The sequence below is a fragment of the Kibdelosporangium philippinense genome, assembly GCF_021390435.2.
GTDB classification, from domain to species: domain Bacteria; phylum Actinomycetota; class Actinomycetes; order Mycobacteriales; family Pseudonocardiaceae; genus Kibdelosporangium; species Kibdelosporangium philippinense.
Map to the genome: position 1 here is coordinate 574,259 of NZ_JAJVCN010000004.1, position 25,792 is coordinate 600,050.

The 25,792-nt window shown below is 62.7% G+C and carries 22 protein-coding genes; 6 read left to right on the plus strand and 16 right to left on the minus strand.

From position 1 onward, the window contains the following. Positions 1-250 precede the first annotated feature (250 nt). The 7 genes from LWC34_RS45510 to LWC34_RS45535 form a co-directional block, all read right to left on the minus strand. Positions 251-1,081 carry a transposase family protein gene (locus tag LWC34_RS45510; protein WP_233722715.1) on the minus strand — a complete coding sequence of 277 codons (831 nt, stop codon included), beginning with the start codon at positions 1,079-1,081 and terminating at the stop codon, positions 251-253. A gap of 126 nt (positions 1,082-1,207) precedes the next feature. Next, positions 1,208-1,930 (minus strand): DUF1889 family protein, encoded by a 723-nt coding sequence (locus tag LWC34_RS45515; protein ID WP_233731506.1) that lies wholly within the window; start codon positions 1,928-1,930, stop codon positions 1,208-1,210. Positions 1,931-2,245: 315 nt separating this feature from the next. Next, complete coding sequence (fxlM, locus tag LWC34_RS45520) at positions 2,246-3,454, minus strand: methyltransferase, FxLD system (protein WP_233731507.1); 1,209 nt, start codon at positions 3,452-3,454, stop codon at positions 2,246-2,248. Between the two features lie 59 nt (positions 3,455-3,513). Further along, entirely contained in the window at positions 3,514-4,701 is a 1,188-nt protein-coding gene (locus LWC34_RS45525; RefSeq protein WP_233731508.1) for a lanthionine synthetase C family protein, read from the minus strand. Beyond that, positions 4,698-7,763, minus strand: coding sequence for a lantibiotic dehydratase (locus LWC34_RS45530; protein ID WP_233731509.1), 3,066 nt, complete (start codon positions 7,761-7,763; stop codon positions 4,698-4,700). Before LWC34_RS45530 ends, LWC34_RS45525 begins: the two co-directional genes overlap by 4 nt. Before the next feature lie 72 nt (positions 7,764-7,835). Further along, a complete protein-coding gene (locus LWC34_RS59165) occupies positions 7,836-7,991 on the minus strand; it encodes an FxLD family lanthipeptide (protein WP_372496780.1) in 156 nt (51 codons plus the stop codon). Between the two features lie 65 nt (positions 7,992-8,056). Further along, positions 8,057-8,770 (minus strand): hypothetical protein, encoded by a 714-nt coding sequence (locus LWC34_RS45535; protein WP_233731510.1) that lies wholly within the window; start codon positions 8,768-8,770, stop codon positions 8,057-8,059. 186 nt (positions 8,771-8,956) lie between these two features. On the opposite strand from LWC34_RS45535, the gene LWC34_RS45540 reads away from it, so the two are divergent. After that, positions 8,957-9,820 carry a helix-turn-helix domain-containing protein gene (locus LWC34_RS45540; protein WP_233731511.1) on the plus strand — a complete coding sequence of 288 codons (864 nt, stop codon included), beginning with the start codon at positions 8,957-8,959 and terminating at the stop codon, positions 9,818-9,820. A gap of 5 nt (positions 9,821-9,825) precedes the next feature. Then, entirely contained in the window at positions 9,826-10,038 is a 213-nt protein-coding gene (locus LWC34_RS45545) for a DUF397 domain-containing protein (protein ID WP_233731512.1), read from the plus strand. 86 nt (positions 10,039-10,124) lie between these two features. On the opposite strand, the gene LWC34_RS45550 is transcribed toward LWC34_RS45545, so the two are convergent. Further along, entirely contained in the window at positions 10,125-10,682 is a 558-nt protein-coding gene (locus tag LWC34_RS45550; protein WP_233731513.1) for a hypothetical protein, read from the minus strand. Between the two features lie 409 nt (positions 10,683-11,091). On the opposite strand from LWC34_RS45550, the gene LWC34_RS45555 reads away from it, so the two are divergent. Continuing rightward, a complete protein-coding gene (locus tag LWC34_RS45555) occupies positions 11,092-12,213 on the plus strand; it encodes an IS701 family transposase (RefSeq protein ID WP_233726403.1) in 1,122 nt (373 codons plus the stop codon). Positions 12,214-12,297: 84 nt separating this feature from the next. Here the strand turns inward: LWC34_RS45555 and LWC34_RS45560 are convergent, their stop codons facing one another. From LWC34_RS45560 to LWC34_RS45575, 4 genes are all read right to left on the minus strand, one after another. Next, positions 12,298-13,134, minus strand: coding sequence for a hypothetical protein (locus LWC34_RS45560; protein ID WP_233731514.1), 837 nt, complete (start codon positions 13,132-13,134; stop codon positions 12,298-12,300). Positions 13,135-13,635: 501 nt separating this feature from the next. After that, the gene (locus LWC34_RS45565; protein ID WP_233731515.1) at positions 13,636-14,577 is read right to left on the minus strand and encodes a hypothetical protein; all 942 of its coding nucleotides are present in this window, start codon (positions 14,575-14,577) and stop codon (positions 13,636-13,638) included. Then, a complete protein-coding gene (locus LWC34_RS45570; RefSeq protein WP_233731516.1) occupies positions 14,574-15,200 on the minus strand; it encodes a helix-turn-helix domain-containing protein in 627 nt (208 codons plus the stop codon). The genes LWC34_RS45565 and LWC34_RS45570 overlap by 4 nt, the downstream gene beginning before the upstream one ends. Next, on the minus strand, positions 15,197-15,496 hold the full coding sequence (locus LWC34_RS45575) for a hypothetical protein (protein ID WP_233731517.1): 300 nt from the start codon (positions 15,494-15,496) through the stop codon (positions 15,197-15,199). Before LWC34_RS45575 ends, LWC34_RS45570 begins: the two co-directional genes overlap by 4 nt. Positions 15,497-16,038: 542 nt before the next feature. Between LWC34_RS45575 and LWC34_RS45580 the strand changes: the two genes are divergently transcribed. Beyond that, positions 16,039-16,940 (plus strand): IS5 family transposase gene (locus LWC34_RS45580; protein WP_417448671.1). Its coding sequence is split into 2 segments (ribosomal slippage): positions 16,039-16,401 and positions 16,404-16,940, totalling 900 coding nucleotides; the frame shifts between segments, so codons are not numbered across the junction. Positions 16,941-17,081: 141 nt separating this feature from the next. Further along, positions 17,082-17,981, plus strand: a complete 900-nt coding sequence (locus LWC34_RS45585) for a DUF4238 domain-containing protein (RefSeq protein WP_233731518.1) — start codon at positions 17,082-17,084, stop codon at positions 17,979-17,981. 61 nt (positions 17,982-18,042) lie between these two features. On the opposite strand, the gene LWC34_RS45590 is transcribed toward LWC34_RS45585, so the two are convergent. Next, positions 18,043-18,786, minus strand: coding sequence for a TatD family hydrolase (locus LWC34_RS45590; RefSeq protein ID WP_233731519.1), 744 nt, complete (start codon positions 18,784-18,786; stop codon positions 18,043-18,045). Beyond that, positions 18,783-20,882 (minus strand): Qat anti-phage system QueC-like protein QatC, encoded by a 2,100-nt coding sequence (qatC, locus tag LWC34_RS45595; RefSeq protein WP_380210970.1) that lies wholly within the window; start codon positions 20,880-20,882, stop codon positions 18,783-18,785. Before qatC ends, LWC34_RS45590 begins: the two co-directional genes overlap by 4 nt. Before the next feature lie 467 nt (positions 20,883-21,349). Here qatC and LWC34_RS45600 point away from each other — a divergent pair, with 467 nt between their 5' ends. Further along, the gene (locus LWC34_RS45600; protein ID WP_233722400.1) at positions 21,350-22,738 is read left to right on the plus strand and encodes an IS1380 family transposase; all 1,389 of its coding nucleotides are present in this window, start codon (positions 21,350-21,352) and stop codon (positions 22,736-22,738) included. An 8-nt stretch (positions 22,739-22,746) separates the two neighbouring features. Here LWC34_RS45600 and LWC34_RS45605 read toward each other — a convergent pair whose 3' ends face one another. Then, complete coding sequence (locus LWC34_RS45605) at positions 22,747-24,546, minus strand: KAP family P-loop NTPase fold protein (protein WP_233731521.1); 1,800 nt, start codon at positions 24,544-24,546, stop codon at positions 22,747-22,749. A gap of 227 nt (positions 24,547-24,773) precedes the next feature. Further along, positions 24,774-25,730 (minus strand): hypothetical protein, encoded by a 957-nt coding sequence (locus LWC34_RS45610; protein ID WP_233731522.1) that lies wholly within the window; start codon positions 25,728-25,730, stop codon positions 24,774-24,776. Positions 25,731-25,792 lie beyond the last annotated feature (62 nt).

A 25,792-nucleotide genomic window follows, 5' to 3' on the forward strand; every position in this document is an offset into this window, starting at 1 on the left:
CGACATCTTTCCAGCTTTGAGGACGTCGGAGGTACTTGTGATGCGAGTCCGTCGCTGGACACAAACTCCTCAGCAAGCGCGGACATTGCGGCACTTTCTATATCAGATCCGTATGATTCGCGTTGTCAGCCTCGCGTCAGCGCTAGCGAATTTGCTCAATTGCTCCTCTGGGGGAAGCCAAGCGGGGCGACCCTACTCGCTTTCCTGTGCACGGTCTCGGAGGTATTCGATGAGGTGATCTCAGCGACTTTCACGCGATCTTGCCGTGTTCGAAATGCGTGAGGACAAGGGCGGCTTTGACGATGTCGCCGATCTTGCTGGGGCTGGCGGTGAGATGCCGCAGGCTGCGCCAGCGTCCGGTGAGTAGGGCGAAACCACGTTCGCCCAGACACCGCAGGCCACGCAGCAGAGCGTTGCGTGTGCGGGTGTCCACGTCGAGGACCTGGCCATCGGCAGGCTGTTTGACCGGGGTGTGCACGCCGATGCCGGCACCGTCGTAGCCGCCATCGGCCAGCGTCGGCAGATCAAGGTGCGAGGCGGCCCAGTACAGCGCACCCAGCACATGCTCGCGCGCCACGGTCAAGTCATGGAGTGAACCGGGCTCGACATCCGAGACCCACCACGGAAAACCGTCCGGCGCGCACAGCGCTTGGATGTTGCCGCCGTGCTCGCGGGCTTTGCCGGAGTACCACAGGTCGATCGGCTCGCCTTTCACGCTCAACGTTTTCTCGCTACAGCGATCGGCGGAGAAGACCTTTCCATCGAGGATCACGTAGGCCGTGCCCTCATCCTTGGCCCGCTGCAGGGCCTCATGCAGGTCCGGCGCCTGCTCGGCGAGCACGATGACGACCTCATCCAAGTAGCGGTAGCCGGTGGCGCGGGAGATGCCGTGATCGCGAGCCAGGGCGGGGACGTCGGTGTTCTGCCGGAACCAGCGCAGGCCCAGCACCGCGTGGCGAAAGCAGGTCAACGCCCTGCTGTTCTTGCGGGTGCCGCGTCGGCGGCGTTCGGCGTGCAGCAGCCGGCTGAGGTAGAGGGCCAGTTCACGCGGGACATCGAGCATGGCACGATACGCAATCACGGGGAGCCTTCTGGTCCGGACTTGATCTTCGCAATCCAGTTCTACCAAGGGCTCCCCGCCCATCTTTCCCCGGGTCTCACCACTCCCCAGCACATCGACCAGCGCTCGTCCGAGCAGCTTCGCGGCTCAACAAACGAACCAGAATCTTGGTGAGATTACCTCAATGTAGTCCGCTCGGAGTACACGTCTGCAACGCGGTCGTTTTCCTGCGTTGATGTCCTTCACGTACTGGGCAAGGCGCTCGGGGTTCTTACCAGACCATCCGTTTGCGAGGGCCCATCCCTGTATCGCCTCCCCATCCATCCGCACTTCAGCGTCGTGCAACGCCAACAGGGTGCTTACCACCATGTCTTTCTCGAATCCTGCCGAGATGGTGTTGTTGTGGTTGACGGTTTGGGTGAGGCGTTTCATTGCCTCGACGACGACTGGGTCGAGCGCGGGCGTCAAGTCCTTCCAGGCTGAGTCATCACCGAGGACGGTTGGCCTTACAGCTGACACCCAAGGCCTGATCGCATCGTCGTTCCACGTAATGACACATAGTGCTCGGATGCGTTGGCCGCCGTACCGCGTCAACTTTCCGATGTCGTCCATGTCCGCCCACGCCATCAACACTGGGCCTCTACCGTGGACGAACCCGCCACCTCTGCCGGTCACATGCTCGACGTTGGAGTGTCGAACCACGAGCTGTTCCAGTTGCGAACAGTTCCGTAGGTTGGACTTCAGGCTGGTCCACACTGTCAGGATGTCGCCATCCTCCAGATGCTCGCAGCACCAATCTATGGCCGCGTCCACACCTTCATCGTCGTAGCTCGCGACAGCAGTCGGGTAGTTTACGTCTCGGTCGAACATCTCCCACCTCCTTGGCTGTGGCAGCAACACGGTAAGCGCATGTGACGACAGGATTGGTTCGCCACACGGACACTCTTCGATCGGTGCGCTCAGGTTTCAATCGACCGGGCGAGTCGGGCCTCCCGTAGTGATATCCACGGAAAGTCTCATGTACTATCGCAATTTTTTGGCAAATTCATGGAAATGCTCGATAGTGGAATACGTCGGAGTCATATCCTAGGCGCCGTCATGCTCTCTGGCTGTGGTAGAAGCTGGAGAGATTCGGAACGGTTTCCACTGCTGTATGCACCTTCGGTGCGAGGGATATTTTTGGGCTCAGGAAATGACTGCCAGACAGCTGAACCGTTTCTCGATGACGTTTGATTCGCGGAGTTCGCTTACGGTAGTGCCCGTCCTGTAGGCGGTAATGATTGGGATATTAGTGCGCGCGTCGTCCCATGCACTGATTTGATCGCAGAGTCGCTGGGCTAGCTGGAGCCCAGAAGGGCCCTGACCGATTGCGCCGAGTTCAGATCGGCGCTCATTGCCTTCGTGCTCAAGCCGGCGATAGGTGAAGTACGCCAGAGAATCGTCCTCGACTAGCGCGGGGCTTCGTGAGGGGATCGCTGGGGTGCATAGCCCGGAGTCGACAGCTGCTGGCTCGACGGCGATCCGGCAGGTGCTCGGTTCGGCGCCGGTCATGCGTAGCCAGACGCCATCGAAAGGTTCGGTGTTGCCGACAGTGACGCCTGACCACACGGCGGTCTTGGGTTTGCTGAGCGCGCCTTGCAAGGCGTCCAAGTTGACGTTCTGGTCGGCATCCCAGTAGAGAGTGACCAGGCCGTCCGGGTCGATGTGCCCGGACTGTTCGTTGTCCTGGCCGATCATGGGCACGAATCCGCATAGTTGCACGGAGTCGGACCGCAGCCGGTCTCTATCGTGGACGAACGCGACGCTGCGGGTCTGGCCCCGCCAGCGCAGCGGAACTACGAGCCTGCCGCCGGGTGCGAGCTGGTTCCACCAGGCGGGTGGGAGGTCGAACGCTCCGACGGTGACGATGATGCGGTCGTAGGGAGCGTGTTCCTCTGCCCCGAGTGATCCGTCCCGTGTGACTACTTCCACCTCGGGATATCCGGTCTCGTCCAGTGCCGCGCGGGCTTGAACGGTCACTTCCGGGTCGATGTCGACGGTGGTGACGTGGCCGGACGGGCCGGTCAGCTGCGACAGGAGGGCGGCGTTGTAGCCGGTTCCGGCGCCGATTTCGAGGATGCGGTTACCGGGTTGGACGTCGAGTTGGTCCAGCATCATCGCGACCACGGTCGGTACAGAGGCGCAGCTCAGTGCAGAGCCGTCACTTGCGCGTTTAGTAATTACGGCGATGTTGGCGTAGGCCTCCGTGACCGTGGCGGCCGGAACGAAGCGGTGACGGGGAACGTCGCGCATGGCCTGTTCGACCGCGTTGAGACGGGCGTGGCCGACGTTGCGGATGTTGTCGACCATCGATGCGCGCAGGGCCTCAGGTGAGGTACCAGTGGTGGTGTTCATTGCTTCCTTCCGTTCCGGCGGGGCGGATGTTAGTCGGTGGGACCGACAGGTGGTCGGGTTCAATCGCCTAGAAGCAGGCAGGCATCCCATCGGGTGACGAGTGTGGTGTCGTTGTCGAGGGCCTGTTGGACCAGGCGTAGTCCTGCGATGCCTTCCAGAAGCCCCGGGTCAGCTGGTTGCCCGTGCTCGTCCAGGTGCCGGCTCAGCCGTGCGCGTAGGATCGGCAGGCGACTGGCTAATTCGCCGTCGGTAGCGTCGGCCGCGGTGCGCCAAGTTGCTTGCAGCAGTCCAGCCCAACCGTGGCACACTGAGGCGTCGCGCAGTTGAGCAAGCTGTTTGTCGTCGTTCAGGCATCCGGCGAGGGCCTGTTCGGCACGCTTCTGGCGCCGCGGGTCGGCGAGCGCCAGAGCGGCGAGTTGTTGGGCTCGTGCAAGGCCAGGAGTGCCGTAACACCACGACGGGCGTTGCGGTCCTGGTTGTCGAACAGTCTGGTCTTGCCACTCTGCGCGGGAGAGCAATCCGGGCCACCATGCCGTGCGGTCCGCGCCGCAGCGCCAGCGCTCCAGCCAGGAACAGATCTGGTCCATCGCCTCGGATTGGCCCACTACAGCGATGCCACGTCGTGCAGCAGTGGCGAGCAGCGTGAGCGGGCCAGCGATGCCATGCGCTAGCCCGAGGTTTGCGTAGCCGCCTGGCCACGAACCTTCAGGCTGTCCACCAGGCGTATCACAGCACCACCATCCCGGCAGTACGTCGCCGTCGGTGTTGACTGGCTCGGTGAGGCGCACCAGGTAGGTGAGGACGTCTTTCAACAGGTCGGTGTGCTTCTCGCGGTGCAGCAGCGCCGCGCCGATGCCGGTGAGCCCACTGATCAAGTCGAACTCTCGTCGCGTCGGGAGTTGCCCGTGGTCGATACGTTCATGTGCTTTGTGCAGGCGGTGTCGTGTGATCGCGGCGATGTGCTCGTCGAGAGTGCACAACGCGGTGGCGTAGGCCGACTGTCCGGCCGCGTGCAGCGTGAACGCGACAGCTGGTGCTCCTCGGTAGAGACCGGACGAGCTAGGGGTGGCGCTGACCGGCTCGCGAGTCATGGCGCGAATCCACTGGTGGGCGGTCTCCCAGCTGCCGGTCCCGGCGTGGGCGTTCTCCACGTGCAGCAGGGCGATGCCCGCAGCTCCGGCTGCCAATGATTGACCCCAGCCAGGCGCGGGATCACGTGGTGGCACAACGTCTTCGGACTGTGTCACCGGCTGACTCCGACGCGTCCGGCGTGCCAGGCCAACGCGGCTTGCCGCGCCAAGCGGCGGCAGAGCGTCTCGTTGTCGCGGTCGATCCCGGCTGCGCGGTTGTGGTGCATGTGCAGGAGCGACTCCAGCACTGCGTCGGCATCGTCAGGTAGGCGCGTGCGGTAGACAGCCAGGGCGTCTGCGCGAGCCTTCCACGCCGTGGCAATCTCCTCGGTCCAGCCGGGCAGATCATGAAGTTCATTGGCCAATGCCAGGCGGGTCACCTGACGAGACAGCGTCTGGTCGACCGTGGTTCCGGTTGGTGCGGGACGGGCGCGCAGCCAGTCCATTGCGGCGTCGCGGCCGCCGAGGAAGCCTTCTACTGTGGCCACCAAGCCCAGCGCCGCCAACGAAGTGGAATCGATGGTCTTCGGGGACAGGCGCCGAAGCTGCGCTGCCACTGCTGCAGAGTCGGCGACGAAGACGGCTTCGGCCGCATCTAATGCTGCACCGTGTCCGTACCTGCCGACCTCAGGCAGGTAGGTATCGATCACCAATCGTGCAGCGGTGCCCTTGTGGCGCAACTGTTGAGCCCAGTTTCCCACTGCTGTGAGGCAATGCGAGTAGCTGTCCTGGTTTGATGCGTGGAGGCGCAGCCGGATGTGGTCGGTCTCTTGTGGACTGCGGTACCGCACAAACCACCACGGTGTCTGAGAATCAAGATCTGCCAGCAATCTAGGCATCCAGTCGGAGATGATCTCGTTGACTCGTTCTGGGTGGGTGTACACCTTGGCGTATAGCCAATTGGTCTCGGCCGACCCTGGCAGCTGGCCGTGCCCGCTGTTAGTGATCACCGGCCGAGCGACGATCGGTGGGGAAGGTGCGGGCGGCCGCGTGGAAACCAACGGGAGCGCGATCTCGTGGACGTGACCGCCAGCCCATCCAAAGTCGGCTATCTCGGGCACCTCGACGAGTACAGCGTGACCGTGCCGGTTGATGTGAGCGTGCAGGATTGCGGCGTGTGCGGGCACGTCCGTGGTTAGCCGCAGTGACCGATCAGCGTCGCGCACTTCGACCGTGGCCGGACAGCGCCATCGGCTTTGCCATTGTCGAAGTGCGCTGATCCACTGCGGATGGTTCGGCGGTACGTCGGCGGGCAGGTCGACGGCATCAAGTCGCCATCGGGCTGGGCTGAGAATGGCTCGGCGGAAGCGAATCCGCGGTAGGAACGGCATGTGTTGAGCCGCGGGTCCCCAGTCGAACTCGTGCCACGTAGCGCTCAGGGCACGGGGCAGATGGGCCAGGAATCGCGCCAACGGTGGCGGCTGCTTCTCCAGCGCCAGCGCGTGGAACACCTGCGGCTCAATCACCTGTTGACGCGAAAGGCTGACCAAGTGCAGTCCGGTTCGAGTCGCGGTGATCGCGAGATCGTCCAGTTGGATAACGGCTTGTTCGTCTTGGTGCCTGCGGTGTTCCCCGAGGGCGAGTACGTGCGGGAGGTACGCCGGGACGCGACAGATGTTCTCGCCGTTCGGGTAGACCGGAGGGAACGACAGCTGCACTGGCAGCGCACCGGCGACGGCGGTCGGTGCGGCTGCGTACACCTGCTCCAGGCCGCAGCCACGGACGACGGTGGTGAAGCGCGACGTGAAGGTTCCGGCTGACCGAGCAGGCGCAACGGTGATCGTGTACTCACCGCGCTTGATCGCCTCGGCGCTGGGGGCGTGGATGCGGGTGGCCAGTTCGACGTGGGGTGGAATGCGCCGCTCTGCGTCCGGATCGCCGACGGTCAGCGCTTGGATCGTTTCTTCGGTGAAGATGATCTCCCTGCTGTTATTGGCGATTGCGTTCGCGCCCAAGGCAAGAAGTCTCTCGTCGCGGTCGGACAGGGTGGCGGTCGGCTCCGGCAGGACGCTTCCCGGATAGGTGGCTGGAAGGCCGAGGCCGGTATCAGGATCAACAACGTCAGCCAGCGGTACTAACGTTCCAGTGCCGTATCGGTCGCAGAAAGCGGTGTAGAACTCGCGCCAGAGGGCGTGTCCGGTCGGCTGCCGCGTCAGTCGCACGAGTGCGGTGGCTGCCCACTCCATCTCGCGGGCAACAGTTTCCGGTAGCTGAACGTCGGCATGCAGGCACAGATCCACGCCCAAAGGTGTTCGGCCGGCCGTCGAGATCACCCGCATCTGCCGGATCACACGCGCGCGCAAATGACCTTGCTCGTCTTGATCGGGGCGCCGATCGTTGTGGCGCTGCAGATCCGCTTGGACAGCTTCCAATGCCTCAAGAATCGGTGCGGCTGCAGGCACTGTGTGCGCGTCAACCTCTTGCAGGCGATCAACCAGATGCTTGAGCGGATCGGTGATCGTGACTGGTGCGTGCAGGAAAGTGATAAGGAAACCTTGCTGGACAAGGGATTCAAGCATTGCACGGATCGTGCTGATGTCGACGGAAGGGAAGGACTCGGCGACTTTGTAGATCAGGTCCGCAAACCGGACAGGCGATGCTGATGCCGACCATGCTGCGCGTACCGCGCTGGTGTACCGAGCAGTCACCCGGTTTGGACCGTGTGGCGCTTCGAGCCGATTGCCTCGGACGGTAGCGAGGTTTGTGAACACCACATCCAGCCGCTCCAGTAGTTCAGGGCAAGCCTCCAGCTGATCGATGACGTCGGCGAGCCACTGGGTATCCGCGCGAGCAAATGCTCGGTGCTCGGTACCCCAATCCAGAGCTGCGACAGAACACACCATGACCGGAGCGACGCCAGCGAACAGGCCGAACGGAGTGTGACGTCCTGCGGCGCGAAGCAAGTATCTGATCGTGGCCAGCGTTGCGCGCCGGACTTGCTTGGCGGCAACGGCGTCATCCATGGTGTCGACTTGCATGGCAAGTCCAGGACTGGCGTGGCGGATCGGGTCGGCGAGTTCCGCGGCCGACCACACTTCGTTCAGCCAGGCGCGGCACGCCTCAGTATCCGCTGGATCGGGCCATCGTTCAGGGAGTCGATCTAGGGGTGTCGCTGCGGCGCGGAGCAAACCGACGCCGCAGTGCTGGTACAGCGGCGTTCTGCTCGAAGTACTACGCATCCTGCCTCCAGCTATTCGAACGGTGGTAATGGTTGGGCTGGGCAGACCCCAGCCCAACCTGAAGCGGTCAACTCACGCGTTGCTGGTGCAGGACGACGCACACGTGGGATCGCACCCGTCGTCCGTGGCGCATGGTGCGGCTACACCTGGGTCGACGTCGGTGATGACTCGAAGGTCGAGATCGAACTCCGCGGCAACGGCCACGGTAGGTGCACTGGTTGCTGGCATGACGTTCCTCCTAGGTGATCAGATGACGCTGGATTGCCTGACTCGCAACGGAAACGGCAGCATCACTAGCCGTACCACTGCGTGCCTGAAACGTCTTCTCCTTTCTGGGAGCACGAACTTTTGCCGCAGGCATCGAGGCCCGCAGGACTTGGGACAACCGGGCTGAACCAGTCGTTGTCCGGAGGTGCGCTGGGAGGCGACGACTGCACCGGGACCGGATATGGATCATCGGCTTCGCATTGCTTCTGGGTGATGTCAGCCCAAACTGCGCGAGCGATCGGCGTATCAGGGCCGGGATCGCCGTCGACCTCAGGCCAGCGGGGCTCAGTGTGTCGTTGGCCGAGTTCGGTCAACGCCGATGTGCCTTGGTCAATCTCAGCCCTCGGCCCATCTGGAGTTGGGATGAGAGCGAGGCAGGAGTAACACGGCATCCCGTTGGCCAATCCAGGCAAGATCTCCAGGATGTCGGCGCGAATCGATGCGCCGCACAACGTTGTGAGCACAGTGGCTTCGGTGATGGCGAAGCCAGGCGTGAGCAGAAACAGGTGAGCCACCCTCTGGGACTCGGCCAGTCCGTTCAGGCGCCGGTACCGTCCACAGAACTCTGCTGGAGCCGGAGCATCCGGCGAAAGCATCCAGGAGAAGTTGCTGCCCGGGAACCGATGACGCAGCTCGTTCACCGCGCTGTGGGCTCGCTGAGCGCTCGGGGCACCAAATCGCTCGTCGTTGGCGGTGACGACGAACAGATCGTGCTGCGTGATGAGCTGGTCCTCGGCCATCACGACTCCCTGGATGTGTGGGCGGGTCCTCCCTGGCAAGGCCTCAACTACCGAGTAGCGTCACGCTAGACAGTGAGCCGAGTCATATTGAGCACGCTACAACTGAGCGCGCTCAAAATGTAAGTGCTCCGATCGGATGAAGATCGGAGCACTGCAGACCGATGCTTGAGACGAGAGGAGGTCGCAGTGGCGGCATCGCAGAGTCCGACTGCGCTCAAGTGGTGGTTCGCCGTCGAGATGCGGCGGATGCGCGACCGCAAGGGCCTCAGCCGCGAGGACGCCGCACGTGCGATCAAGGGCAGTACGCAGGGTGTCGGGCACATCGAGTCGGGTCGCTCGTTGCCGAAACCCCTGGAGCTGGACAAGCTGCTGGAGCTGTACGGCCAGACCGAGCGGGCCGAGTTCTTCCACGACTTGCGCGACATGGCGAAGAAGGGCAAGGACTGGTGGATCGGCTTCGGCCCTTCGGTCCGCAGCTACTTCAATCTGTTCCTCGGTTTGGAGTCCTCGTCACCGCAGATTGAGGGCTGGGATGCGTTGGTGCCGCCAGGGCTGTTCCAGACCGCGGACTACGCCGAGGGCGTGATCCGAGCTGGCTACGTAGATCTTCCTGGTTCGGACATCCGGCCGTTGGTTGAGTTGCGCATGGCTCGTCAACGCGAGGTTCTGGAGCGCGACCAGCCGGCACGGGTATGGAGAGTGATCGATGAAGCCGCTCTGCGGCGCATCGTGGGCAGTCGTGAGGTGACCAAGGCTCAGCTTGAGCACCTGGCTTCGCTCGCCGAGCGACCGAACGTCGATGTGCAGATCGTTCCGCTGGACGCGGGCGCGCACACTGGAACCGAGGGCACGTTCACGCTGCTGTCCGCGCCGCCGGAGCTGGAGAATTATCCGGGTTGCGTCTACGTGGAGACTCTCGTCAAGGGCTACTACTACGAGGAGTTGGAGGAGATCACCAGGTACCGCAACGCCCTGACTCGCTTGCGCGTGCAGGCCATCAAGCCCGAAGACTCCCCGGCGTTCATCCGCCAGATAGCAAAGGATTTGTGATCACCATGAGGTACGAGGACGCCATCACCGCCCTCGCCACCGCGACCAACTGGCACAAAGCCAGCTTCAGCCAGGGCCAGGAGAACGGCTGTGTCGAGGTTGGGTCTGTGACCGACGTGGTTGGTGTACGTGACACAAAACTTGGAGCTGAAAGCCCAATTCTTGCGTTCACATCTGCCGCGTGGCACTCATTCATCGATGATGTCAAGGCCCGATGACTAGATTACTAAACCGTTGGACACTCGTGGTGTATAGACGGCTTGTTATGATGATCTATACCGATGGGGTCATTTGAGGATTTTCGTCAATCGGAGCTACCAATGATAAAAAGGTCTGCTCCGACACTGGTGGTTGTCGATCGTGCAGCATTTAGCAGGCCTTCAAGTAGGTGTAGGCGCAGGGTATCTTCGCTTATCTGTTCATGATCCAACCCGTTTTCGTGAAGGTGCTTGTAGTGTGCTTCTCTGACGTGAGGTTGGACAATAATGATCTCTGTTCGACTGGTCGCGTCGCGGCGATCGAATGCGGCGAGAAATGCGCTTCGGTCTGACCCTTTGACTCCCGAGTTCCAGCAGGCTGGTTCTTCTATGGGCGGCGATTCAAGTCGTGTGCGAAGCGCAGTAAAATCCATCCATATCAGATTCTTGACGGCTTGGCCTATGACGACTTCATGCGCTGAGGCGGAGATTTTGCGCTGCTCGCTACTGCTCCCTGATTTCTTTACGTGGATGAAGCTTAGGGTTCTCGAAGAAGCTGAGATGTGAAGGAAGTCAGCCGTTTCGCCTGACTGATCGTCGCAGATCAGGTGTCCGTCTTTGTAGTTCTCTACGACCCATGCAAACAGCGACTTATCGCCGTCCACTCCTGTTTTGTTGTGGATCTCTTGCGTGCCCTGGGCGGATGGTTTTTCATGGTCGACGTAGTAGCCGTTAAAATCGCAGAATCGCCAGTTGGGGAATGATGTCCGAGGTATCCGCTCTTGGAATATTCTGCCATCTCGGTATGTGTGGCCGGAGCGGTAATATACGGCGATCAGACCTGCGTCCTGCAGTGACTCTGCTGCTTCGTGTACCGGGTTGGCTGCCCCTTCCTTGGAGTTTATGTCTAGTACGACAGCCGCACAGTGTGATCTTGGTGTGGGGTCGTGATCATGGGTGCGGCCACCGCGTGATCAACTTCGAGGTGTGATTGGACTCGAGGAAGACGCGGTGGCCGCGTCAGAGACTGTAGTAGACGAGGGTTTCGCCCGCTGGCGGGCCGGGTTTGATGACATGTTCGCGCTGGTAGCTGGCCGGTTCGCGCAGGCCGATTCGCGTGCCCGTGCTCAGAAGTACCTACTCGGGCTGCTGTCTGGTGTGGAGCGCAAGAACTCCTGGTCGTTGGCGGAGCTCGCCGGGGACAGCAGCCCGGACGGCATGCAGCGCCTGCTGAACTTCTACCGCTGGGACGCCGAGGCGGTGCGCGACGATGTGCGTGGCTACGTGCTGGCGCATCTGGATGACCCGAGTGGGGTGTTCGTCGGCGACGAGACCGGATTCATCAAGAAGGGCACCAAATCCGCGGGTGTGCAACGCCAGTACACCGGCACCTCGGGCAAGATCGACAACTGTCAGGTCGGCGTGTTTCTGACCTATGTCTCCCGGCATGGCCGGGCGTTGATCGACCGGGAGCTCTACCTGCCGCAGAAGTCCTGGTGTGCCGACCGGGATCGCTGTCGCGAGGCCGGGATCGGCGACGAGGTCGAGTTCGCGACCAAACCCGAGCTGGCCCGCCGGATGCTCGCCCGGCTGCTGGAGGCCGGGGTCACGGTGGGCTGGTTCACCGCGGACGAGCTCTACGGCGACAACCCGGCCCTGCGCGACTGGCTGGCCGAGCAGGCGGTGAACTACGTGCTGGCGGTGTCCTGCGATTACCAGGTGACCACGCCGACCGGGCCGGCGCGCGCGGACGTGCTGGCCGGCCGGGCACCGGCGCGGGGCTGGCAGCGGCTCTCGGCCGGGCGGGGCAGCAAGGGCCACCGCTTGTATGACTGGCTGCTGATCGATCCCGGTCCCGGCGAGCGGCATCAGCTGCTGGTGCGTCGCTCGATCAGCGATCCGACCGATCTGGCCTACTACGTCTGCCACACCGCCGGTCCGGTGCCACTCGCGGAACTGGTGCGCGTGGCCGGATCCCGTTGGGCGGTGGAGGAAACCTTCCAGTTCGCCAAGAACGAGACCGGGCTGGACCATTATCAAGTCCGCAAGTACATCGCGTGGTACCGGCACATCACCCTGGCCATGCTCGCCGCGGCGTTCCTGGCCGTGACCGCCCATACTGAACGCATCCGCACCCCACCACCACGCTATAGGACACCGGAAAAGGGGGCGCCAGAACCGATCCTGATCGGCTGATCCCGTTATCCTGCAACGAAATCCGACGACTCTGGGCCACCCTCACCCGTCCAGTACACCCCCGAGCACACATCCAGCACTGGTCTACCTGGCGCCGACGCCACCAGACCCGCGCCCGTCACAGCCACTACCAGCGACAACACCGCACATATCAACAGACATAACACTGTGCTGCTGCCGTACTAGGACAAAGCCGTTAGGTGCGGCTTGTGGCTGAAGAGTCAAGGTGTACTGCTCCCCGTCCGGTGTGCCGATCGTCAAGGTTGCCCTAGCGGACGATGGGTCGCCAATCACTTTAACTGCATTCTCCTGGAAAAGTCTGGCTGCGGCAAAAGTGTCATCGTCGATGTCGAGAGCCAGCATGGCGGGATCAGTGATCATAACCTCATAAGCGCTAGTTACGCGCGACAGATCGGTAATTGGTCGAGCAAGCATTGACAGGCCCGCTGGCTTCTCGTTCTTTTGATCAGCTTCGAGCGCGGCGAATAGCTCGACGTTTCCCGCGACGAAAGTTGGAAAGTCTGGTGTTGTCCTGAGCCAGACAGAGGAACTCCCCGGTGCTGCGCCGACGGTGCCGGTCAAAACTTTTCGATCGGGATGATCTGTCAATTCGGACCTGCCTGCACCCAGCGCGTAGGACGCGTCTTCATGCGGGCGGAGTGCCTCCCGTAGGTCAAGTCCATAGATATTCTTGATGTCAGCCTTTGTGTGACGCCGAGCATGGGTACCCTGCAGCCACAACGCTTTGGCTTTGCCGCTAAGCAAAGCTGCTTCTATGATCTCGGGGGTGATGCGTCGAAATGGAGCCGTCTTATCCCGATTTAGCCACCGCTGGAGCCGCGAGCGAGTGCTCTCGTCTGTATGTACGGCTACCATGCCGTTTCGTCTGAGAGCCACTGTTAGTAGATGAATCGTGTTCATGTGAGGAGAGTCGACGCTTGCCCACGGTGGTGGCTCACTGTGTTGCCGGATTGAGGCCCAGACTTGGTCTATTCCTAGGGCAGACACGGGACCGAGCCCGTTCAGAGTATCGGTGGCGAGTGGGCCAGCCGCTCCAGTTGCCACCACTCTGACAAGGCGCCCGACACGGCGACGTGCTGGTTTGGCGAGGAGTGTGGTCAGCTCTGCGAATGCCTTGACTGGATCATTAGTCGTACATTCGAGTACTACTACCGACAAGTAGGGGTTCAGGGCTGTCCAACGAAGTGGCTCCGCTGGGGGAGTGTCAGAGTCGCTCATCCGACTACCTCTTAGGCCGTTCGGTGTATTGGTGACTCGTTCGCATCGTTGTGACAGGACGTTATCTAGACGACCGAAGTGTCACCCGAATGGGCGTATGACATACCCCGAAAGGGTTACGGCTGTCCCAGTATCGGCCAGCGAAACGGTGCTGAAGATCCATCTACCCTTATTGGAGTCAGGTCATGGCAGGCCCGTCGTGCGTAGTGCGTCGCGTACTTCGCGGGCTGTGTCGGTGCCGCACCCCAAGGTGCCGCGCAGACGAGTTGCAGACGGGTCGGCTGGCAGTTGACCGGTGGCGATCATCAGTTGGGCCCGCTTCACCAGTAGGGCAGTACGGGTGTTGGTAGCTCGCTCGGTGGGTGCGCCATCTTCAGCGACGTTCTCGCTGTACTCCTGGGGTGTAGTGCCTACCGGTAGGGAATTAAGTTCGAGGCTGGCGAAGGCGCTCCAGATGATCGGCAAGACGGTGACGGCACCGATTGCGACGAGTGGGCCGATGGCGTGGGCAAGCAGTTGCATGGAATCGAAGCGGTCGACCTGCCATGGTGTGTACGGCCAGATGTTGAGCGTGAGAGTCACGGCCAGGGCGCCGAACTCGACCGCGGTCAGATGTCGGTGCTTCAACACCAGACCGTGTGTCGCGAGATAGGCCTTGGCCGTCACTATTGCCAACAGCACAGCAGAGATGACTGGCTCAACTGCCCACGCACCCCACCATGCCGCGTTGCGTTCGGTCATGGTTCGGGTAAGCGTGTAGTGCACGCCGGTAGTCGACCAACCGAGCGCGCCTACGAGCGCAGCCAACGTGACGGCGGTCAGCACGAGCCGGACGCGGGCGGCCTGCCACGCCCGCGCCGCTGGATTCCGTGCGAGCGCATGCAACTGTGCAGCTTCAGCGGCTCGTTTGCGGGAGCGCCGAACCCGATTGGTGTCGACCAACAGCGGGGCAGGGTCTCCTTGAAGTGCAAGCAAAGCGTGCGCTTCGTCGACTTCGGCGCGGAGTTCTTGAACCCGCTTGCTGTTGCCGGGCATAGCGTGGTCGGCCACGTACTTCTCTACCTGCGCCACAGCGCGCTCTACATCGTCGTCGTTTGGCTCGGGTGTCGGCGCAGTGATGGTCATCGTGAGCCTCCGAGCCGCTGCGGTGCGCAGCGCGGGCATGGGGTCGAGCGAATGTGGTCGTGATCGAGCCAGATCACGCGAGCGGAGATCGGATCACCGGGACGGGCGTCGCACTGTCCGCACTCCGATGGCACCGTCGAGCGCCCATCGGGCGCGCTCGACGCGGGATGGTTTCTTGGACGGTTAAAGGACGGTTTGTGCGTCATGCTGACGCCCCCGCTCGTCGCTGCTGACGCCCCCAGTCGCTTCTGTTGACGCCCCCTGCTGGTCAGAGGGGCGTCATGCCGACGCTCCCCGCCCGAGTCTGTGGACAACCCGGTAGACAGCACCAGGTTGTAGACCTGCGGCCGCGAATTGGCTTCCGGGATATGGGCGTCGCGTACGCGTGTGTTGCCCTGGCGGATCAAACCCAGTTCCTCCAGCGACCGCAGTGAACGTTGGACCGTGCGTCGGGACAGTCGGGTGTAGCGCATCATCCGGTCGACTGACGGGTATGCGTCACGGCCGTCGGGGCCGGCATGGTTGGCGAGCGCCAACAGAGTGATCGCCAGCGTCGAGGCGTCCTTGCGGTCGGTGGGGATGGGGGCGTGGTTGAGCGCCCAGTTGATCGCCTCGATGCTCATCGGGCACCGTCCAGGGCGCGGGCGCGGTAGAAGAGGCTGGCGACGGTGCCAACTGTCGATACGTCCCAGCCGGCCAACCATTCGATGATGCGTCGGTCGTACGTGCCCAACTCGACGCCGTCCAACGCTTCGAGCAACGCGGCGACTCGATCATTGTGACGATGAGCGCGCCATTGGTCGCCTGCGAGGTGCTCGATCGAGGGCTCGGGACTGTCCATATTGAACGGTGGGCGGATGCGGCGGGGCGCTTGCTGCAGCGACGCCATGGCCGCCGGACTTGGGGTGGTGTTCTTCATTGAAAGGACCTCTGAGGCTCGGGTCCCGTCTCACGCACGTCTCACAGACTTGTGGGACGGGACCGGATTGGAGGCCCTTCCCTGGACTTTCTCCGGACTTGACCGGCCGAAATGGACTGGGCGGGATGCCCGCGGAAACCCCTTGTCCCGCTGGGGGTCAAGGGGTCGCAGGTTCAAATCCTGTCGTCCCGACGGTCGAAGGTAAGCCCTCTGATCTGGACAATTCACCAGGTCAGAGGGCTTTTTCATGCTCGCGTTTTGATCATGCCTTGACCGTCCACAGTGGTCTGTACTGGCGGGTAACTGGGGTATTGGGAGGATTTTGGGAGGATCGCGTCGCCAGCGGCGAAATGGGGTCGCGTTCGCAAAAGCGAAACCTGCATCCAGGCGGGTGATCCTTAGGACCGCGTTTTAGGCGGTGTTTCGAAGTGCTGACCAGCTGACATGGCGAGTGGTGGCTGTGTCGGCGTGTTGTTGATCAAATAGATGAGGTCTCCGGTAGATCGGTCGTCGACCAAGAAGACCAGTACACCGGAGACCTCGTGGCCAGCGTAGCGGTGACGGGGCGGGCAGACTTGACCGACGCGCAGTGGGCGATCCTGGAACCCCTCGTGCCGGTCGGGAAGAAACCTGGCCGCCCACCACAATGGACGAAACGTCAACTCATCGACGGTATTCGATGGCGGGTCCGGGTGGGTGCGCCGTGGCGGGACGTGCCCGCGGCTTATGGTTCGTGGCAGGCGGTGTATGGGTTGTTCCGGCGCTGGCAGCGGTCGGGTGTCTGGGCTCGGATCTTGTCCCGGTTACAGGCTCGGGCCGATGCCGAAGGGCTGATTACCTGGGATGTCAGTGTCGATTCGACCGTGGCCCGCGCGCATCAGCACGCCGCCGGGGCACGGAAAAAGGGGATGCGCAGAACGAACCGCCGGGTGGTGTCGGCCACGCGGAACCGGCTGATCACGCGCTCGGACGGTCACGAGGTGGATGGACTACCAAGCTGCATCTGGCCACCGAGCAGGGACAGAAACCGTTGTCTCTGGTGGTGACGGCTGGTCAGCGGGGAGACTCGCCACAGTTTCAGGTGGTGCTGGGCCGGATTCGAGTCACTCGCGTGGGCAACGGCAGGCCTCGGACCCGGCCGCGTCGGGTGCTGGCGGACAAGGCTTATGGCTCCCGCGCCAACCGGGCCTATCTACGCGCTCGCGGCATTCGATGCACGATTCCGCAGAAGGTCGACCAGGAACGCAACCGCAAGGCCAAAGGCCGGGCGGGTGGTCGGCCACCTGCGTTCGACCCGCAGATCTACCAGCAACGTCACGCCGTGGAGTGCGGGATCAACCGCCTTAAACGCAACCGAGCCGTCGCCACACGCTACGACAAACTCGCCGTTCGCTACGAGGCCACGGTGACCGTCGCAGCGATCAACGAGTGGCTACGACTTTGAGACACGGCCTAGTAGGTGCCGTGGGCGTCAAGTTCGTGGACGGCGGGTGGGAGCCAGGGCAGCGGTCGAAATAGTCAGCGTCAACCGTGGGGAAGTAGTTACTGTCGCAGGATTTGTCTCCCAGCTTGCGTGAAGGACGCCATGTCCGTGCCGAAGAAGCATCACTACGTGCCGCAGTTCCTGTTGCGTAACTTCGCCGACGACCGCGGGCAACTTGTCGTGCACCGGACCGATCGGCCGCAGCACTTCTTTGCCAGTGCCAGAGATGTTGGGCACAGGAACTTCGGTCACAGCCTGTTCTGGCCGCACCGGGAACCTGACCACACCTCCTTGGAGATCGGGATGGCCGAGATTGAGAGCGCGGCTGCCGGAGTGGTCACGCAGCTGCGCTCCAGCCGAGTCCATTCGGTGACACCCGCTCAGCGCGAGGTATTGGGTTTCTTGATCGCGCTGCAGTGGTCACGCAGCCGGTTCCTGTTGGAGGTCGTGCGCCGAGAAGTGCTAGGGCGTGATACCCCGGTCGACGACTTCACCCGTTCGATCGGGCTGCTCAACATCGTGACTAATGTGTTGGATCCCTGGTTCGCTCGGCAGCGAGACGCGTTCGACCCGAAGGAGCGATTCTGCTCAATCGAAGGCATGCTCGCGGGCTGGCACTGGCGGGTGTATCGGCCGGCCGGACCGAAGCTGGTCGTCGCAGACAATGTGGTGTCGATGTGGGGCGTAGCTATCGGTGAGGTTGCCTCGATGCCCGAAGCATGGACGCGGCACGGCATTGGCGTTGCGCTTCACACTTGTGCTCGGATCACCGTGCCGCTCGCACCGGAGTTGGGTTTGGTTCTCACACCGCGTGGGCAACTCTCGCGAAGGATCACGCCAGTTGAGTTCAATCGGGCAACGATCTACAACTCCCGTGAGTTTGTCGCACATCACTCAGCTGGGCTGTCTGACCAGCGCCTGAAGTGCGCCTTTGACGACGATGTGGAAACACAGCGATGGATTCTGCCGACGATACGGGCGGGCACCACGATCGGCGGGTAAAGGGACAACGTGAGGTCTCGGTCGGAGTTTGTTCGGGTCCTACCCACCCACGGCTGGCTGTTCACGTGCGGTAGCCGAGGAGCCTCTGCTGGTTAGCGAGAATGGTTGCCGTGGCCTGCTGTTCTGACATCGCCCACGTGTGCGCCAGAATCCGCACGACTCTGACGAGGTCAGGTGGTCGGGCTGGTCGGCCGGTGTAAGTGGCGAACGGGCCGTCGGTTTCTAGCAGGACTCGGTCCGGGGGAAGCCGTTGGAGAAGGGCCGCGCCCTTCTGGGTGTTGACCATTGCGGGATTCACGGAGAACGAAAGCCCGGCTGCGAGTGCGTCCTCCGCAGCGCCGAGTGGTCCAGTGAACCAATGCATGATCGCGGGAACGCGTATTTGAGCGAGGCGGGTAATGACATCCCGCTCAGCGCCGCGGCTGTGGACAGTGACTGGCCTGGTTTGCAGGAGGGGTTCGGCAAGTATGGCGTCGAAAGCACGGAGTTGCTGCTGGCGACTTGCCCGCCCGACTTGGCTGAAGTCCAAGCCGATCTCGCCGATCCATGTGGCATCGGGCAGGAGACGGAAGAATCGCACGAGATCGTGCGGCGTCAGATCGCCGGCTCGGAGGGGATGATAGCCCAAAGCGACATCGACCTTAGAGCGTCGGCCCAAGCGGGTGCGCAGCAACCTGTACCTGTCAGGGCTTTCAGTCACAGCGATGATGTGTATACCAGCCGCAGCGGATTCCTCCAGTACCGCAACGGGGTCGTCGTAGGCGTCGATGTGACAATGAGTGTCGACGAGTCCTTGTGTTGTCACGCCAAGGAGTCCACGAGCGTTGCCAACTCGCCTTGGGCGCCAGCGACAAGCCAGTCACGAAGCTCCTGGGTTCCGCGGCGCCACACATCGGTAAAAGCGGACCGTTCTCCAAGTGGGAGCGGCCCGTTGAGTAGGACGTCTCGATCCGGACGTTCAGCGAATGCGCCGGTAATCACGGCCCGAAGGTCGGCGCCTCGCCGCCAGCGACGCTTACGCAAGAGCGCTTCGTCGGTGAGGACGTTCCACGGGTACTCGTTGTCATCCCACCCCACGTGTGCAAGCGAGGCACGCCTGATGAGACAAGGAAAGCAGTAGCCGCAGTTACCTTGCAGGCGACGCTGGAAGCGGGCGGTCTCTGGGTGCGAACAGGAGATGCTCATCGGCGTGAGCCGTTTGAGTAGCTCCGGGTTCCGTGATCCGGCAAGCATTTCGCCCTTGGTCTGCAGCCGGTATGGGTTGAGTATCGGATTGTCGACTCCGACAGTCCGTGCAGCTGCACCGAGTTGCGCCATGAAGTGCGGGTGGGTGGTGCGGGTGCTTGCACTTCCCACGCGTGCGCGCGTGAGGGGCACGTTGATGCCGATGAAACCGTTCTCTGGCACGTAGACCGGCACCGTGGGACCATGTGCTGCGGCGAGTGCCAGTGCTGTGGTCAGAAACAGCAAGGAGCGGGAGCGGGTGGTGTTCTCGCGAGGATGTGGCAACGGGCGTGTCTGGTAGCCGTTGGCTGGCGCTGGCCGCAGGTACAAGGGGCGCCGCGTGATACGCCCATGGCCATAGTGGGCGCCCAGTTCGCTGAAAAGATCCTGTTGGGCGGTGGATGCTTTGCCGCCTTCATTGTGGGACAGCAGACACAAGCGGCGTTGAGGGTCCTCTTCGAGGAGATCGATTACCCCGCAAAGCGAATCGAGACCTCCGGAGAACAAGCAGACGCCATCGATGTCGAGTCCGACAGGTTGCACATTTCGCGGCACACCCGGAAGACCGGCGACGGGATGCCGGGCGGCCTTGTAGGGGTTGATCTGCCAGTGGTCACCTGTGAGAAACCCCAATACTTCGCCGAAGTTGGCCTCACGCCACGCTGTGGTGTCGGCCACGGGAAGCCGTACGGTGATGTCTCTAGTCCACCAATCTGGTGTGTCGCCGCGAAGAGTGACCTTGTCCGCGCAATAGGTTGCTGCTCCCAACATCATGAGATCGGCCGCAGCACGTGGAGCGCGCCAACCCGTGAAGAACTCTACTCCCGCGTCACCGGTTTGAATGGTGGCGGCGGTACGTGCGGGCGCCCAATCGAGAAGCCTCACATCGTCCGGTTCGGTGACGGGCGTAGAGAGATCGGTGCGTACCAGGTAGATAGTCATCGCTGGCCTTCTTCCAAACTCTGGAGGGGTCTCGTATGCGATCCGAACGGCGTCCTCAGCGATCTCTTGGCCTTGCGGACCTGACCAGTCCACAGTGAACGGATCCTCGGGAAGGCGCAGCGACACAAGATCTTGGATGATTTGGCGCATGTTCTCGTCCGCTCGTCGAGCGGCCTGTGGATCGGTGATGCGGCTCAGCGCCTCGGCCACGACAGGCACGCGGTTGTAGACGTATTGAGCCAAGAACATTTCCAGCAGTGACACCAGGTTTTCCCGCGACACCGCCGTATCAGCGGCGTCGGCCAACTCATCCCACATGTCTGCGTCGACGAAGACGTGATCTAGCACGACGCACATCGCGTCACGGGCCGCTTGGGATTCGAGATCGCCGCCGTCGCCCGCCACGAAGGTGACCAGCGCGTCGAGAACGTCATACCTACTGCGCCCAATCAGACTGGCAAGGCCCAGCGATGCGAGCGTGGATTCGAGACCAGCGTCGCCAACTCCACCGAGTAGCGCCCCGAGTCGCTGAATGCCGGTTCGGCCAGCCCGAGCACTTGACGCCGCACCAGAGCTACCACCCAGCACTGGAACGTGGCGCGCGAGCACACGCAACGCGTAGTTGCGTGTGTTAGGCGAACCTGATTTCAGACCACGGATATAGGAGGCCGTCGCGTGCTTCAGAGGGGTCCACGCGCCACCGCGGCCTGCTGTGCGATCCGTCGACGTGCCCATTACCGTTGGCCACTGCGGCTTTGGGCCTCACGTGCCCGCGAGACCACGTTCTTCAAAGCTGCCACGTCGCTGGTCTCCCACTTGTCAAGAACCGCGACTGCGCCCTGGTCCGACTTGGGCAAACGCATGACTGCTCGAGCCACCCACCTCAGTGGCACTGCGTTGGGCGGAATCCGCATGAGGGCATCGCACACCGCGGTCAGGGTGTCGGAGGCGCGATCGACAAGGTCAAGGGCCGCGATGAATGCTGGCCCGCCAGGGTTGCGGTTCAACGTATCCAGCAAGGCATCCAGCAATTCCAGCCGTTCGCTGTCAGGAAGCGCTGCAATGAGGTCGCAGGCACTAAGCCTGAATCCACTGATGAGTGGGTGTTCGGGGCGGCGTGTTACAAGTGAAAGTGCCTTCTGACCTGCGATAATACGAGTTACTGAGGCTCGATTATCACCCGGGGATGGAAGGCACTTTCAGTGAAATTATCGCACAGGTGGTCGCGGGCGGCGGTGCGGTTCGATGAGGAGAATCTCGTGTCCTGCGCCGGGATCGTGCCGGTGATGGCGCTGGCCGAGCGGGCGGGCATGTCGGAACTGGTAGCGCAGAAGGTAGAGATCACGAACGCTCCGATCCCGTCGACTGGGGCCAGCCCGGCAGGCAAGGTCGCCTCGATCGTCGCGGGGATGCTCGCGGGCGCGGACTGTATCGATGACCTGGACGTGATCCGCCACGGCGGGATGAAACGTCTGTTCACCGGGGTGTACGCGCCCTCGACGCTGGGATCGTTTCTGCGCTCGTTCACCCACGGCCATGCGCTGCAACTGGCCGCGGTGCTGCGCGCGATGCTGGTGTCGCTGGCGGCGAAGACCCCGGTGCTGGCCGGGGCGGATCAGATGACCTTTGTGGACATCGACTCGCTGCTGCGCCGCGTGTACGGCACCCAGAAACGAGGTGCGCGGTTCGGGCCGGCCAAAGTCGGTGGCTACCAATTGTTGCTGCGAGGGCTCTCGCCGCTGGTGGTCACGATCTCCACCCGGCTGGCCGCACCCCTCGTCGCCGCGATCCGTCTGCGGGCAGGCAACGCCGGTTCCGCGCGGGGCGCGGCGAGGTTACTGACCCAAGCCCTGAACACTGCGAAAGCCGCCGGGGCACGCGCGGGACGGATCCTGGTCCGCGGCGATTCCGCCTACTACGCCGGCACAGTGGTCAGTGCCGCACGCCGCGCCGGGGCGATGTTCTCGATCACCGTGGCGACCAACCCGTCAATCCAGGCCGCCATCACGGCGATCGCCGAGGACGCGTGGGTCGCGGTGCGCTACCCGGGTTCGGTGGAAGATCCCGATACCGGCGAGCTGATCTCTGACGCCGAGGTCGCCGAGACCGGCTATACCGCCTTCGCCGGAACCCGCCACGTCATCACCGCCCGGCTGGTGGTACGCCGGGTGAAGGACAAGAACTCCGAGAACGCCCTGTTCCCGATCTGGCGTTACCACGCGTTCTTCACCAACACCGAACTATCCACAGTAGACGCTGATCTCGCCCACCGGCAGCACGCGATCGTCGAAACGACCTTCGCCGACCTCATCGACGGCCCGCTGGCGCATCTGCCATCGGGGCAGTTCGACGCCAACGCCGCGTGGGTCGTCTGCACCGCCCTCGCCCACAACCTGCTGCGCGCCGCAGGCAGCCTCACCAGCACCTTCCACGCCAAAGCCCGCGGCGCGACACTGCGCAAACACCTCGTCTGCGTCCCAGCCCGCCTTGCCCGCCCTCAAGGCCGCCCGGTCCTGCACCTACCCGAGCACTGGCCCTGGGCCGAGGCTTTCACCACCCTGCACACCGCCGCCAGCCCACCCGCCGCCTGACCTTTTCTTCACCACCCGCCCGCCAGGGCCCGACCGGAGACCTCCCGTGGACACGCTGGACAAGCCAGCCGTTTCACCATGCCCACCACCAAAACCCAAGATCCACACATGACCAGAACACCCCGGAAGATCAACACAAGGTCTATCGGTGGATTCAGGCTAAGCCGTGTCGCCTCCACCTCGGTTTGAACCTTGGCGAGCAACTCCTGCAGATGCTGGGGTAGGCGAGTGACCGCGACCCCGAGTGTCAGTTTGTCTCGCGAGTAAGTGAAGTAGGACCGCAAGTCGTGTTCGCCGAGCGACACACCGAGGCGCAGCCATGCGCGGACATGAGGCTTGTCCACCCACGCCTGTACATCCTCGGGCATGCCACCATCCAGACCTCGATCGGTAGTATCGGAATCGGGGTTGTCCTGCCTTGCAACGGATCTGCGTTGCCGACGGTCAGACGAAACATCCGGAGGGTCTTCCGAAGTATTCGAGGCAGTGGCAGACCCCGTTCGCGTCGCTTCTTCTGCCAGACGAAGTTCGGGGATCGGTCCTGCGGCTCCCAGCTGCCAGCTGAACAGCCGCCGGAACTCGTTGATGTGTTGCTCTTCCAGGGCCATCAACTTGGCCAGGACCGGTAGCTCCAGCTCGATACTGCGTCGTGCGGCGCTGCGTTGCTTGAGAAGCAGGTTGGTCAAGAAACGCTTGAGCTGCCTGGGGTTTCCGCGTAGTCCGCTTCCGAGCACCTCGGCGACATCAGCTGCCCACGTCAAATCCCGGACTAGAGCATCCGGTACGTCGCCGAGAACGTCCGAGCAGATGCCCAAGTTGAAGGCGACCTGCAGATTTCCCGCCGAGCGTCGCTCTCGGGTCGCGGCGACGGCCTTGGCGAACTGGTCGCCGGCAAGGTGGAGCTCAGCCAGCAGCAAGTTCATGTATGTATCGGCCTCCGGGGCGGACAGCGGCGGGATGGTTACCTTGAGCTGCAGCATCTTTTCCAGGTAGTTCGCGCCGATGCCAACCCCGTCACGGACCAGTTCGGGATACCGGGAGTCGATCGCGGATTCCACCACCGGCTGATTCGCCGCGATCACATAGGCCGTCTTCGAGGTGTTGACGAAGAGCCTGATCGCCTCAAACGTGTCCACGACTGTCTCAGGGAGACAGCGGTCGAGGTCATCGATGAACACCACGATGGCATTGACGCCTGCCAGTTCCTTCACCAAGGCTTGGAACTCGGTACGGAACTGCCCGATGTCAGTGATCGACTCCGTGCTCGCGGGATTCGCTGGCTTGTCTTGCAGAAGCTTGGCGCCCTCGGTGGCGGTCGCGTTGGCAGTTGCCTTGATCATCTCTAGCAATGCGGGAATCATTGTCGGATCAAGCCCTTGTGCGGCCAGTACCGCTGCAGTGGGCAGGACCGGCAGCCCTCCACGGACAGTTCGTCGACTTGCCCGGCCGAAGCCACGTGCCCACCTGCGCAACCGGGACACCTCCTGCTGCGCGGGTGCATCCTCTGAGATTCGAGTGCTGATCGCGTCGAGGATCGTCGTCATCAGCGCGACCTTGACGTCGTCGTAGTCCTCGTACTGCCACGGGCTGAACCACACGCACAGGTACGGAGATGCGACACCGTCACTGTCGGCCTGTTCGAGCTCGCGGCGGGTGATCGCCATCAGGCTGCTCTTACCTGAACCCCAATCACCGAGCAAACCAACCGTGACCGGCAGCAGCCTCGGCTCCGTGACCGCCACGTACAGGCTATCCACCAGGAAGTCGAACCCAAGCAGATCGACGTCAGCCTCGTTGTCCGCCCACATCGCCCGCTCCCATCTCTATAGCAAACGCCCTGCTCGCCGACGCCGCTCGACCAAAAAGGATAAATCGGCGCACGCAGTCCAGGTACACGCTCGCACTGTGTGTCGCCGAAGTGAAACTCGATCGGCACGATGGGCCTCGCACCTGGCGGACGGAAAGACACTGGACGTCGAGGCTGTCAACAGGTATTCGGGCTCGCCATGCGTCAGGCTGTCGATCGCGTTGTTGATCAGGTAATTGCTGACGATTTCGTGGGCACAGACAAAGCCACGTCGGGAGGTGCAAGACCCAAAATTCTGGCGTCCTCAGGATGTGCTTCGTACCAGGCAACAAGTCGCGCGACGAGCTCGTGGCGGAAGCTTGCGGACTGGATGGCCAGCTCACCCTGATTTTGCTGGTCGAGATAGCTGTGGAACTCGGCTGGGAGGTCGGCCAGCAGCCGCTCGACTGCCTCCAGCATCGTGAGGTGCTGCTGTAGCGCTGTGCGCCATTCGTCGGTGGCCAGGACAAGCAGGGTTGGGATGTGAACATAGAGAGTGGTGCCGTCCGCACTGGTGTCTGCAAGCCCAGGGAGGCGGGGGTTGTTCGGCCGGATAGTTGCCTCAACCCGCTGGTAACTGGCGGCGACGTGCAGGACATCTTGGAGATCCTGGCGGGCTGTGACCCAGTCGGCTGTCTGGGCCGACGCGACGGCGTCAATCAGTGCGTGCAGGTCGATCGCGGCCAGACTCTCGGCGACAGCAGCAGGGTCTTGCACGACATCGAGCCCAGCGACAATCAATGCTTCGTGTGCACCTTTCGGCGATGCCATTTCCCCTTCGATTAGGCCTGCCATCGCGGCGCTCACCGCCCCACCGAGGAACGCGCGCACGTCCGCCCGTTTTTTGCCATGTTGCATAGATTGGCGCGCTCGCTGTTCCCAGCGGTGCAGATGTGAACCACGTCGGACTTTGCCGACCACTGCGACCGCGACCGCATCCGCCCGCTCGCCGGGATCCAACGCTGCGCCCTTGATGCTGGGGGCGACGGTGTTGACTGCCTGAGATAGTCGACCAAACAAATCCAGATAGGCGGCCCGAAGCGACTCCAGTTCGATGGGATAGCCGCTGGCAAACAACACCATCGGCGCCTCGCGTAGTGACACACCTGTCGCGACGAGGTCATGGACAGCGATGACCTGATCCACGTAGCCAGGCGGGTTGGCGGTGCGTGACCCGCGAACGCCGCGGACGTACACGACCTCTCGTT